This window comes from Pedobacter fastidiosus, assembly GCF_014306625.1.
Classification (GTDB): Bacteria; Bacteroidota; Bacteroidia; order Sphingobacteriales; family Sphingobacteriaceae; genus Pedobacter; species Pedobacter fastidiosus.
The window spans coordinates 221,881-234,370 of sequence record NZ_JACRYL010000003.1 but is presented as its reverse complement, the minus strand read 5'-3'; the positions used below and the strand labels follow the sequence as shown (position 1 = coordinate 234,370).

General features: G+C 36.3%; 10 protein-coding genes. 8 read left to right on the top strand and 2 right to left on the bottom strand.

The annotated features are described in order from the left end of the window. Positions 1 to 143: 143 nt before the first annotated feature. Complete coding sequence (locus H7U22_RS04615; protein WP_248284681.1) at positions 144 to 1,613, bottom strand: ABC transporter substrate-binding protein; 1,470 nt, start codon at positions 1,611 to 1,613, stop codon at positions 144 to 146. 211 nt (positions 1,614 to 1,824) lie between these two features. Here H7U22_RS04615 and H7U22_RS04610 point away from each other — a divergent pair, with 211 nt between their 5' ends. Then, positions 1,825 to 2,277, top strand: coding sequence for a substrate-binding domain-containing protein (locus H7U22_RS04610; protein WP_187070175.1), 453 nt, complete (start codon positions 1,825 to 1,827; stop codon positions 2,275 to 2,277). Between the two features lie 220 nt (positions 2,278 to 2,497). Here H7U22_RS04610 and H7U22_RS04605 read toward each other — a convergent pair whose 3' ends face one another. Next, a complete protein-coding gene (locus tag H7U22_RS04605; protein ID WP_187070174.1) occupies positions 2,498 to 3,019 on the bottom strand; it encodes an NADPH-dependent FMN reductase in 522 nt (173 codons plus the stop codon). 180 nt (positions 3,020 to 3,199) lie between these two features. Between H7U22_RS04605 and H7U22_RS04600 the strand changes: the two genes are divergently transcribed. The 7 genes from H7U22_RS04600 (at position 3,200) to H7U22_RS04570 (ending at position 12,486) form a co-directional block, all read left to right on the top strand. Continuing rightward, complete coding sequence (locus H7U22_RS04600; RefSeq protein ID WP_187070173.1) at positions 3,200 to 4,003, top strand: ParA family protein; 804 nt, start codon at positions 3,200 to 3,202, stop codon at positions 4,001 to 4,003. Positions 4,004 to 4,011: 8 nt separating this feature from the next. Beyond that, a complete protein-coding gene (locus H7U22_RS04595) occupies positions 4,012 to 4,920 on the top strand; it encodes a ParB/RepB/Spo0J family partition protein (protein ID WP_187070172.1) in 909 nt (302 codons plus the stop codon). 32 nt (positions 4,921 to 4,952) lie between these two features. After that, on the top strand, positions 4,953 to 5,627 hold the full coding sequence (locus tag H7U22_RS04590; protein ID WP_187070171.1) for a DUF5683 domain-containing protein: 675 nt from the start codon (positions 4,953 to 4,955) through the stop codon (positions 5,625 to 5,627). Between the two features lie 9 nt (positions 5,628 to 5,636). Then, complete coding sequence (gene dapB / locus H7U22_RS04585) at positions 5,637 to 6,371, top strand: 4-hydroxy-tetrahydrodipicolinate reductase (RefSeq protein WP_187070170.1); 735 nt, start codon at positions 5,637 to 5,639, stop codon at positions 6,369 to 6,371. A gap of 92 nt (positions 6,372 to 6,463) precedes the next feature. Next, the gene (lepB, locus tag H7U22_RS04580) at positions 6,464 to 7,651 is read left to right on the top strand and encodes a signal peptidase I (RefSeq protein ID WP_187070169.1); all 1,188 of its coding nucleotides are present in this window, start codon (positions 6,464 to 6,466) and stop codon (positions 7,649 to 7,651) included. 136 nt (positions 7,652 to 7,787) lie between these two features. Then, a complete protein-coding gene (locus tag H7U22_RS04575) occupies positions 7,788 to 8,978 on the top strand; it encodes an ROK family protein (RefSeq protein WP_187070168.1) in 1,191 nt (396 codons plus the stop codon). Positions 8,979 to 9,069: 91 nt separating this feature from the next. Next, the gene (locus H7U22_RS04570; RefSeq protein WP_187070167.1) at positions 9,070 to 12,486 is read left to right on the top strand and encodes a SusC/RagA family TonB-linked outer membrane protein; all 3,417 of its coding nucleotides are present in this window, start codon (positions 9,070 to 9,072) and stop codon (positions 12,484 to 12,486) included. Positions 12,487 to 12,490 lie beyond the last annotated feature (4 nt).

Sequence of the window (12,490 nt, the reverse complement as noted above, 5' to 3'; positions counted from 1 at the left end):
CACGCAATCTTTAATTAATTATTTGGGCGTTTTACACGCGGCAAAGCCACCCCTTTGGGGCTATCCGTTGTATCTTTTTGGTAGAAAAACCAAAAAGGATGCCACTTCTATCATTAATGCAAATCAAACTTGGTAGATTGTCATTACCCTTTTTTGATTCTTTTTAAAATCATTAAGCTTAGCGGATTAAAAGCATAGCCAGAAATGTTATTCTGTAACATCACAACCGATTGATCATAGAATAAAGGAACAACTGGCGAGTAATCCATTACCATTTGATCCATTTGGCGATAAAGCTTAAATCTTTTTTCATTATCTGGCTCGTAATAACTTTTTTCGAAAAGCTTATCGAAATCATTATTGTAAAAGGCTGTATAGTTTGGCCCGTATGGAACTTTGTTTTTTGAATAAAACATAGAAAGGAAATTTTCGCCATCAGCATAATCGGCTAACCAAGAACCACGGAAGAAATTTACATTGTTCTTAGACATTAAATCTCGCAAACTAGAACTTGGGCTCACATCTATTTTTGTTTTCATTCCAATTGCATTTAATTCGCCCTGAATAAATTCTATTAAATCTTTATAAGTTGTAGTGGTGTTTAGAGTAATTTCGGTTAAACCTTTACCTTCAGGGAAGCCAGCTTCGGCTAATAATTTCGCGGCTAACTTAGGGTTGTAGGGATAACCTTTAACCGCCAAGCTATCAAATCCGGGCATTCCTTTTGGGATAAAACCAGACGTTGCTGCAATTCCGATCCCGTTTCGGAGGTATTTAATCAGCTTATCCCGATCAATAGAATAATTAATGGCCTGCCTAACCTTTTTAAATCTTAACGGAGAATTTTTTACAATGCTTAATGAGGAATCTACCAAAATGCCCACATATTCTGTACACAAATAAGGGCTTTTTGTGAGGGTAAATTTCCCTTTGTATTTAGAAGCCATCTTACCACTTTTGGTTAGAATATCATCACGATAGCTTCCATCAACATTGTAATAAAAATCGAGATCCTTTTTTAAGAAACTCATAAAACCACTTTGCTTATCGGTAATGAAGGAAGCTTTTAAAGCATCAAGATAGGGCAACTGTACGCCTTTATTATCCTTTTCGAAATAGTGTTCGTTTTTTAAAAGGACTAAAATTTCACCTTCTTTCCAATACTTAAATTTAAAAGGTCCGGTGCCAACCGGGTGACTTCTAAAATCCTTTCCATAATGTTCTACCACTTCTCTTGGAACTACGGAACAATATTGAGTAGTGAGTAAGCTCATAAATGGCGGGAAGGGGCGAACCAGTTTAATTTGAAAAGTAGAATCGTTTAAGGCGATAAAATTTTTCTGGTCTTTTACTTTGTCGCTAAAAATCCAGCCACCAGAAGAGGCGATTTTTGGATCGATTAATCGATAAAAACTATATGCAAAATCGGCAGCAGTTACTTTTCTACCTTTGCCGTTTTTAAAAATTGGGTCATCGTGAAAGTAAACATCGTTGCGTAGATTAAAAGTGTAGGTCAAAGCATCTTCAGATATCTGCCAGGTTTTTGCAATACATGGAATGGTTTGTAAAGTAGAATCTATCTGAACCAAACCATTAAAAATCTGGTTCGTCATCCAAATTGCATTTTGGTTTCGGGCAAAAGCCGGATCTATGGAAGTTAAGCCTTGATCTAGATTAATATTAAATGTTTTTTTGTCATTATGATCCGATTCTTCTTTGCAGGAAATTAGGACAATAGCGCAGAAAAACCAAAATATATATATAATTGAGCCTCGCATGAGTTAAGGAATGTTATTTTTGCACAAATTAATAAATTTAATGCAGATGTCTTTTTTAAACGATTTATTTATTGGCCTTGATGCCACCGAGCAAGAAGAATTACAGGAACGTTTAGATCTGGTAGAGCATAAAATTAAGTTTATGGATAAAATGCCCGTGGCTTGTTTAGATGTTAGTAATTACCCAAGTTATTTTCTTTCAGAAGAAATTGCTCAAGCTGGCGGAATGATCGAATCTGATGCTTTGAGTGCAGTATTTATCATTTATTATCAACCAGGGAAAACCTTAACGGATTTGATGAGGGAAGTTCCCACAGTTTTGGATCCTGATTGGCAAGCGGTTCAAAACAACAGAATTATCTTATTAAATGATGATGTTAATCGAACCATAACAGCCGAAAATGCAGTTTCTTTAATTGAGGATATTGCTGAAATGTTACATCCTGGTTCTTTTATTTTTGGGCATGAAGGTGATAAGTGGATTAGATTTGGAGCTTAATAACGACTTAAATTTTTTTCTAACTTTGAGGGGAAGCCAACTGAACCATACTCGTCATTGCGAACAGAAGAGGAAGGTATGTAGTGGGGTGAAGCAATCCCCACGTTCTCAGCATTTAACTTTTGACAATTTAATAGTCTAAATTCTCCCGTAGATTTTAGCAGATAAAAAACGCTGATCAAATCGAAGTGTTCAAATCTTAAAATCCGAAAATTCTTATTTAAAACTTAATAAACTTATCAATTTGTTCGTTGGTAAATTTTATGGTGTCTGGTTGAATTAAATTGCCATTGGCATCAAGCTCGCTTTTAATGTTTGGGATGTGCAAACGAAGTGGTAAAACATTCAAATGCACATAATGACAAACGCCCGTAAAATGATCTACGCCACGAATGTTGCCGTATTTGCCAGAGGAAACGCCAACCAAAGCCGCCTTTTTATCGTAAAAACTATCTGGGAAATTGCAAGCATCGATAAGCACTTTTAAAACTCCTGGGTAGCTTCCGTTATATTCTGGCATTATAAATAAGAACTTGGTAGTCTCATTAATCAGATCTTGAATTTTTTGAAATTCAGCCGATCTTTTACCATACATATCGGTATTTAAAACATCAATTGGTAAATGCTCCAAGCTAAATAAGCCGGCTTCTACACCTTTTAATTTAAGCTGTTGTTGGTAATATTTAGCAACTTTTAGCGTATTGCTATTGGGCCTATTGGTAGCGGCTATAATTGTAACCATGCGTAATTGTTAATAAGATGTTTAAAACCCGAATGCCCTTTTTGCTAAAATTGCCATATAGTTTGTATCTTAGCTGATTGAGAAAAAGGGCGTAAACAACGCAAAAATAGAACTTTTTGCCAATTAAAAGGCATAAATTACACAACCCAAATAAACGTTAAGTAAATTTCGGAGATATAGATGAGCAAAATAATTGCATTAGCAAATCAAAAAGGTGGTGTTGGTAAAACAACTTCATCTATAAACCTGGCTGCGAGTTTGGCCGTATTAGAATATAAAACTTTATTGGTAGATGCTGATCCTCAGGCAAATTCGACTTCAGGTATCGGTTTTGATCCCAGAAATATAAAAGATAGCATCTACGAATGTATCATTAACGATATCGATCCTTTACAGGCCATTCAGAAAACAGATACTCCGAATTTAGATTTATTGCCAGCACACATCGATTTAGTGGGTGCGGAAATAGAGATGATAAACCTGAATAACCGCGAGTATAAAATGAAGGCGGTTTTGGAGAAAATTAAAGATCAGTATGATTTTATTATCATCGATTGTTCTCCATCTTTAGGCTTAATTACCATTAATGCTTTAACGGCTGCAGATTCTGTAATCATCCCTGTTCAGTGTGAGTATTTCGCTTTGGAAGGTTTGGGTAAATTGCTAAACACAATTAAAATTGTGCAGAACCGTTTAAATCCTGACTTGGAAATTGAAGGTATATTGTTAACCATGTACGATGTACGTTTGCGTTTATCGAACCAAGTTGTAGAAGAGGTTAGAACACATTTCCACGAGTTGGTTTTTGATACGATTATTCAACGGAATACACGTTTAAGTGAGGCGCCGAGTTATGGCGTTTCGGTAATTATGCACGATGCAAATTGCAAAGGCGCCATAAATTATTTAAATCTTGCCCGAGAAATTGTAAAGAAAAACGGCTTGTTGAAAGAGGAAGAAAACATAGATACAGCAACATTATAAATTTATAGATGACATCTTTTCAGCGAAAAACAGGTTTAGGAAGGGGTTTAAGTGCGCTTTTAGATGATAGCGATTCTGCTCATCCGCCTAAGCAAAGTGTAAATCACTTAAGCGAAACCGAGCAGATTGGCAACATCAGTCACGTAAGTTTAACTGAAGTTGAAACCAATCCATACCAGCCACGTACCGAGTTTGACCAAGTTGCTTTAAACGAACTTGCAGATTCGATAAAAGTGCAGGGTCTTATTCAGCCGATAACGGTTAGGAAAATAGGTGCCAATAAATATCAGCTAATTTCTGGTGAGCGTAGGTTTAGGGCATCTAAACTTGCTGGCTTAACTCAAATTCCGGCATATATTCGCAGTGCGAACGACCAACAAATGTTGGAAATGGCACTGATTGAAAACATTCAACGAGAAAATTTAAACGCAATTGAGGTTGCCCTAAGTTTTCAGAGAATGATTGATGAAGTAGGCTTAAAACAAGAACAGTTGGGCGAACGTGTTGGTAAAAACCGCACAACGGTTACCAATTATTTGCGCTTGTTAAAATTGCCGCCAGCAATCCAGGCATCTATTCGCGATACAAGAATTTCTATGGGCCATGCTCGTGCTTTAATTAATGTTGATGGTGTTGATAAGCAATTGTTTATTCACCAAGAGATTTTAGATAAAGGTTTATCGGTACGCAAAGTAGAGGAGCTGGTTCGTAATTTACAGCATGCTCCTTTAAAAGCTGAAGACAAACCTAAAGTAAAAGGTGTTTCTTTTCAATATCAAAAATTGCAAGATGATTTGGCATCTAAATTTGCAACTCGTGTTAAGTTAAAGGTTAGCCAGAACGGTAAAGGAGCAATAGAAATTCCTTTTATGAGTGATGATGACTTGAACAGAATTTTAGAATTATTAGACTGGTAATGCAAAAGGGCAAATTTTTAATACTGCTTTCTTTGTTCACATTTTTCCTTGTAAATCTGGCATCAGCCCAGGTTAAGGATTCTGTATTAAAGCCAGTTGATACCGCCAAAACTAAGGTAAAAGCACCTATGACTAGGCAAGATTCGATGAAAGCCAAATATGTTAATCCGGGTAAGGTTGCAGGGCGTAAAGCAGTTTTTAGGTCGATGATTTTTCCAGGCTTAGGTCAAATTTATAATATTCAATTGCTTAACGATGGTTATGGAACTAGAGCAGGCAAAAGTCAAGCTTTCCAAAAAGTATATACCATTGGTAAAATAGTAGCTATTTATGGCGGTTTTACTGCGCTAACCGTTTCTTATATAGACAGTAGAAAGAATTACAATATCTTTTTAAAAGAAGCACAATTTAGAGCAGAAAGAAGCGCAGGAAATAAAACTGCAACTGGTAACCCAGATTTAGCAAGATATTCTGATGCGGGTGTAGTTGCCAATAAAAGTACTTTTAACCGTAACGGCCAAATCGTATTATTCTCTTATGGTTTGCTCTACGCTGCAAATATTATTGATGCTTATGTTGCAGCCCGTTTGCATTTCTTTAATATTGATGATAAGCTTTCTTTTAAAGTGCTGCCATCAATGATCAACTCTAATACTATGTACGGTTTTAATGCAACACCAGCGCTAAAACTATCCCTAACATTTTAATTATAAACCATGAAAATTGCGCTTTTAGGTTATGGTAAAATGGGACAAATTATCGAAAAATTTGCCCTTGAACGTGGTCACGAAATCGTTTTAAAAATCTCAATAGATAATCAGGAAGATTTAACCCGTCAAAATCTAAAAAATGCCGACGTGGCGATAGATTTCAGCACTCCAGATTCTGTTCTTAATAATATTGATACTTGTTTTGATGCAGGCGTTCCTATTGTTGTGGGTACAACGGGCTGGTATGGCAAACTTCAAGAAGTTAAAAATGAGTGTAACAGCAGTAACAATACTTTGCTGTATGGGTCTAACTTTAGTATTGGCGTTAATTTATTCTTTAAGATAAACCAAACTTTGGCAAAGCTGATGAATAATTATCCAGCTTACGAGGTTCAGGTAGAAGAAATTCACCATACACAGAAGTTAGATTCGCCAAGTGGAACAGCGATAACGCTTGCTGAAGGGATAGTTGATAATTTGGATCGTAAGAATGAATGGCTAAATGAAGTTGTAGGTACAGATGTAGATTTAGTTCCAAAAGCGGATCAATTGTTAATCGAATCGCATAGGATTGAAAATATTCCTGGAACACATACCGTAATTTATAGCAGTGAAGTTGATGAAATTGAAATTAAACATACTGCACACAGCAGAGCAGGCTTCGCGTTGGGCGCAGTGGTTGCTGCAGAATGGCTTCAAAATAAAAAAGGATTTTTCAGTATAACTGATATATTTGAGTAAAAAGCTGAAAGATATAACAGGCACTAGATATTAACGCTTTGCGCTCCCTCTCCTTGGGAGAGGGCTGGGGTGAGGCAAACTAAATAAAAAATATGAATTACAAATTCTGGCAGAAGAAAAATAATGCCGAAAAGAAGAAAAAAACTAAAACTCGTGAGTGGGTAGATGCAATTGTATTTGCCGTTGTTGCTGCAACAATTATCCGTGTTTTCTTTATTGAGGCTTACACCATTCCATCTGGATCTATGGAAAGATCTTTATTGGTAGGGGATTTTCTTTTTGTGAGTAAAGTAAATTATGGCGCTCGGATTCCTATGACGCCAGTTGCTTTTCCTTTTGCACACCATACTATGCCCATTACAGGTACAAAAGCCTATTGGGATGGCGTTCAATGGAAATATCACCGCTTACCTGGCTTATCTGAAATTAAAAGAAATGATGTAGTTGTTTTCAACTTTCCAGAAGGAGATACCGTAGCATTGGAAAACCAAAATCCAAGCTATTATGATTTAGTTAGACAGAGCGGAAGAGAAGCCATTAATACTCAGTATCATGTTACGAGTAGGCCAGTTGATAAACGCGAGAATTACATTAAACGCTGTATTGGGATTGCTGGTGATGTAATTAGTATGAAAAATGGTGTAGCTAATGTAAATGGTAAAGATGAGCCGATTAAAAGTACAGGCATGATGCCTTATAAAATCGAATTGAAAACGCCAAATGTTAACTTCAGTGTTTTTGAGGATTTAGGGTTGAAAACTGCAGATATGCAACAGGTTTCTGCGGATACTTATATTGCAAATTCATCTCCAGAGATTGCGGAAGAAGTTAAAAAATTAGATTTTGTAAAGTCTATAACAATGGCGCCTGAAGTTGCGGGTTCTGATGGCGGTTTGTTTCCTCACGATCCTAAACGAGTTTGGAATGTAGATAATTTTGGCCCGATTAAAATTCCGGCAAAAGGATGGACGGTTCAAATCGACAGCAATACAATGCCGTTATATTACAGAGCAATTAGAACGTATGAAGGTAATAAAGTAGAGAAAAAAGGGAACGATTGGTATATTAATGATAAAATAGCCACTTCTTATACCTTCAAAATGAATTACTATTGGATGATGGGTGATAACAGACATCAATCTGCAGATTCTCGTTATTGGGGATTTGTGCCCGAAGATCATGTTGTAGGTAAAGCATTATTTATCTGGATGAGTTGGAATGGAGATGGCTCTTTCTTTAGCAAAATTCGCTGGAGTAGGTTGTTCAGGGGTATTCATTAAGAGATTATAATCTATAAATAAAAGGCTTGCAGAGATGCAGGCCTTTTTTTGTTGAAAAAATACTTTTAAAAAAAATTAATAAGTTGCGTAATGTTTTGAAATTATTTTTTAAGTTTGTTTTAATAATCAAATAAACATGTCGATAATAGTAGAAAAAGGTCAACGTTTGAGAGCGGATATTATTAAGCACCTATACTATAAAAAAGTATTATCGCTAACCGATTTGAGTAAGCTTACTCAAAAAAGCTTACCATTAGTTACATCGGTAGTTAATGGATTAATCACTGAGGGTTACATCTTAGAGCAAGGATTGGCACCATCAACAGGTGGTAGAAGAGCATTAACCTATTTGCTAAATCCACAACATAAAAAATATATCGTAGCTGTTGCTATGGACCAGTTAATTACCCGATTAACAATTTACGATCTGTCAAGAAGCACGGTAATTCCGATTCAGCTGTTAGATTTTGACATGACTAATGAGGAGAACAATGCGGATGTTTTAATTCAGTTTATTAATAAAAGCATTGGCATTTCTGGCCTTTCTAAAGATGATATTATTGGGATTGGAATTGGTATGCCGGGTTTTGTTAATGCAGAGGAAGGTATCAATTATTCATATTTAAAAGTAGAAGGCGGAGCCACACTACAATCCTATTTATCATTGAAAATGGATTTACCTGTTTACATCGATAACGACTCTAGTTTAATTGCCTTGGCCGAACTCAACTTTGGCGAAGCCATGGATTTAAAAGATGTAATGGTTGTTAATATTGGTTGGGGTACAGGTTTGGGAATGATTGTTAATGGTAAGCTTTATCGTGGAAGTAGCGGTTATGCAGGTGAATTTAGTCACATTCCATTATCGGATAGCAATAATTTATGTTCCTGCGGTAAACGCGGTTGCTTAGAAGTAGATACTTCGCTTTTAGTAATGGCTCAAAAGGCTGAAAAAGCAGTGGCTGACGGCGCAGAATCTAGCATGCAAGAGCTTTTTAAAGATAAAAGCAAACACCCTGGAGATCATTTTTTAGATGCAGTGATCAGCCGAGATCCTTTAGCTATTTCCATATTATCGAACGCGGCCTTTCAAATTGGAAAAGGATTAGCAACATTAATTCACATTTTAAATCCAGAAAGTATTGTGCTCAGTGGCCGAGGTGCAAAGGCTGGAAAAATGTTATTGCCACCCATCCAGCAAGCCATTAACGAATTCTGCATTCCTAGAATTGCAGAACAAACCACCATAAAATTATCAACACTTGCAAATGATGCCGAGCTTTTGGCTGCTGCAAGTTTAATGTTAGAACATAGCCAATTCGAATAAACTAAACCTAACCCATAACCTATGGAAAAATAAAATTAAAAAATCAAAATCCCTCAAATAAACAACTAATCAATACTAAACTAAAAAAATTATGAAAAAAATGTACTTAAAGTGTTTAAGTATATTGTTGTTAACTTTTTTAACAATAACAGCTTTTGCACAAAAAACCATTACCGGAACGGTAAGGGAAGCATCTGGCCCCCTTCCAGGTGTAAGTGTTTCCGTTAAGGGAACAACAAGGGGTACTCAAACTGATGCAAATGGAAAGTTTTCTGTTTCAGCAAATACCAATGAAGTGCTGGTTTTCTCGGCCATTGGTTTTGCAAAGCAGGAGGTTTCAGTTGGCGATCAATCTTCAATCAACATCACCTTAAAAGATAATGCAAATGAACTTACAGAGGTAAGTGTAGTTGGGGCATTGGGTATCATCAAAGAAAATAAAAATCTTGGTTATGCTGTAACAACCGTAAAGGGCGAAGATATTACAAGAACCAATACAGTTAACCCGATTACAGCTTTACAAGGAAAAGTTGCCGGTGTAAACGTAAATGTAATGAGTGCAGCAGGTGTTCAAACCTCTCCATTTATCCAGATCCGTGGCGCAAAGGTTTTGGGCTCTACTCCTGGTCAGGCCAACAATCAGCCAATTTTTGTGGTTGATGGAAACGTACTTCAAAACAATATTGTAAGTGCAGATGATACAGATGGTGGATCTCAATTAAAGAATTTAAATCCAGATGATTATGAATCAATCACGGTATTAAAAGGTGCAGCAGCAACTTCGTTATATGGTTCTCGTGGTTTAAATGGAGCAATTGTGATTACCACTAAAAAAGGCAAGACTGGCAATGGTTTAGGAATTGAACTTAATTCTACTTATCAAACTTCTAATATTTATAAAAGCCCAATGGAGTTTCAAAACACCTATGGACAAGGAAGTGCGCTAACTAGAGAAGGTAATTTTGCGCCAGATGGAACTCAGGCAAATACCGTTGGTAGTTGGGGTCCTGCTTTTGATGGAACATTACACCCTGTAATCTACGATCATTCTAGAATGACACCTTACGTGGCTCAACCGGATAACTGGAAAGCTTTTTATCAGGATGGTAATTTTATTAATAACAACATTTCATTAAGTGGCGCTAACGATAAATTTAACTATCGTTTATCTTACTCAAATAACTCGAGTAAAGGTATGCTACCCAATAACGGTTTAAAAAGAAATGCTTTCGATATTAAAGTAGGTGGCGATTTAAACAAAGTTTTCTCAACCGAAATCGGAATCAATTACGCAAATACAGCTACATCAAACTACTTTAATCAAGGTAGATATGCTTATGGTGGCGGATCGAATTTAGCATTTAACACTTATTACCTACCTCGTAATTTGGATTATAACGATTGGCGTGCAACGTATCGTAATGCAGATAACTCCATTAATAGTGCGGGTGTTTTCGGAAATTTAAGTAGTGTTACGGCAGCATTTTCTGTTTTCGATAAAAACAATTATCGCAAAAACGAAAATTCATTTTTAGGTTATGCGCAGTTAAAAGCACAGGTTACACCATGGTTGGATTTATCTGGTAGAGCCAATGTTAACTTCCTTAAAATTTACGAAGAGACCAAAAACTACGGTAACGATAAAAATAATGCGGGAGGTGAATATGCGAGTAGAGGAAATTATTCGACAGATTATACCTTATTATTTATGGCTCACGCAGCTAAGAAGGTACTTAATGATGATTTAAATATTGATTTAAGATTACTAAATGAAATTTATGGCAACGGTTTATCAGAAAACTATGGCGTGAGTACAAACGGTGGATTGGCAGTACCCAATCAGTTTTTTCCTGCAAACTCTGTTAATGATATTCAAAGAAACTATTATTACAATTACAGTTATAACGGTGTAAATTATCCAGGATCGCGTACGGCCAATACTAAAACCATTGGTTTGGGTGCGGTGTTAAACTTAAATTATAAGGAATATTTAAATTTAGAAATTACTGGCCGTAACGATTGGTTATCAACCTTAACTTACCCATACGCGGTAGCAGGAGCAAATAACTATTCGGTATTTTATCCTTCGGTTAATTTATCCTATGGTTTTTACGATCATTTAAAAGCGGATATGCCAGCTTGGTTATCAAGCGGAAGATTGCGGGCATCATTAGCTTATGTTGGTAATGCCGGTGTTGCTGGTCCTTATGCAACTGGCGCAGGTTATGCTCCAGGTACAATTTTTAACAATAACAACCAAACTATTGGAAGTGCCTCGCAAATCAACGCAGATATTAAACCAAACTTAGATTTAAAACCTCAAAGACAACGTTCAATAGAATTGGGTACAAACTTTGGATTATTTAAGGAACTTGTTAATGTTGATTTTGCATGGTATAAAACAAATACTTTCGATCAGTTACTATATGTTCCTGGAGTTATTGAAACTGGTTTTAGCAGAAATTTCCTTAACGCAGGTAACATTCAGAATAAGGGTTTGGAGTTGTTAATTAACGTAACGCCAATCCGCAGTAAAGATTGGAACTTAAATTTTGCCGTAAACTTAGCCCGCAATAAAAGTAAAGTTATCGAGTTTGGAAACGGTATAAAAGAATGGGAATTAAGCGGTGGTTACGATGGTGCCAACGTTTATGCTTACGAAGGTGGAGAATTTGGTGTGTTAACTGCTGAAACTTGGGCTGCATCTAAAAAGGATCCAGCAACAGGCTTCCCGATTATTCAAGTGAGCAGTCGCCAAACCAATACTAATCCAACGGTAAAATATGATATCGCAGATTATGCAATCGTTAATCCTGATTATTCTGATGATCAGAAAAGAATTAACATTGGTAAAATTGAGCCTGATTTAACTGGTGGAATTAGCACAACTTTGCGCTATAAAAACTTAAGTTTATTTGCTCAGGTTGATGGTCGTTTTGGAGGTTACGTTTATTCAGAATCTTTAAGTTATGCTTCTGGTCAAGGTACATCTGCAAATACTTTAAACTTCCGAGATCAAGAACATGGTGGGGTGGCTCGTAAAGATTCTTACACTGGCCAAACTAGATATGATGGTGTTATTCCTGATGCAGTTTTCGATGCAGGTCAGATGAGTCCATTAAAGCCAGGTATAAGTATAGGAGGGATGACTTTCAGACAAGCTTACGATCAAGGTTTGGTTGAACCATGGAAAGCTTCACTTTATTACAACACTTTCTACGGATGGGGAACAAATATTAATGGTAACGAAACGGCCTCTAAAAATTCGTGGATTATGTTACGCGAAATTACTTTAGGTTACCGTTTACCAAGTTCTCTATTGGATAAAGTTCATATTAAAGGTGCTAGATTAAGTGTTTCTGCTCGCAACATTGGTTATTTATACAGAACATTAAGTGGAGGTCAAAATCCAGAATCTATCCAAAGTAACGATCCATTTAGACCATATATTACTGGCGGTGTGCCGTTTTACAGAAATTATTCGGTTAGCTTAAACATTACTTTATAATGCA

Coding starts and splice junctions, on each gene's coding strand:
- H7U22_RS04615 (WP_248284681.1), bottom strand. CDS start 1,613: ATGACGAACCAGATTTTTAATGGTTTGGTTCAGATAGATTCTACTTTA.
- H7U22_RS04610 (WP_187070175.1), top strand. CDS start 1,825: ATGTCTTTTTTAAACGATTTATTTATTGGCCTTGATGCCACCGAGCAA.
- H7U22_RS04605 (WP_187070174.1), bottom strand. CDS start 3,019: ATGGTTACAATTATAGCCGCTACCAATAGGCCCAATAGCAATACGCTA.
- H7U22_RS04600 (WP_187070173.1), top strand. CDS start 3,200: ATGAGCAAAATAATTGCATTAGCAAATCAAAAAGGTGGTGTTGGTAAA.
- H7U22_RS04595 (WP_187070172.1), top strand. CDS start 4,012: ATGACATCTTTTCAGCGAAAAACAGGTTTAGGAAGGGGTTTAAGTGCG.
- dapB (WP_187070170.1), top strand. CDS start 5,637: ATGAAAATTGCGCTTTTAGGTTATGGTAAAATGGGACAAATTATCGAA.
- lepB (WP_187070169.1), top strand. CDS start 6,464: ATGAATTACAAATTCTGGCAGAAGAAAAATAATGCCGAAAAGAAGAAA.
- H7U22_RS04575 (WP_187070168.1), top strand. CDS start 7,788: ATGTCGATAATAGTAGAAAAAGGTCAACGTTTGAGAGCGGATATTATT.
- H7U22_RS04570 (WP_187070167.1), top strand. CDS start 9,070: ATGAAAAAAATGTACTTAAAGTGTTTAAGTATATTGTTGTTAACTTTT.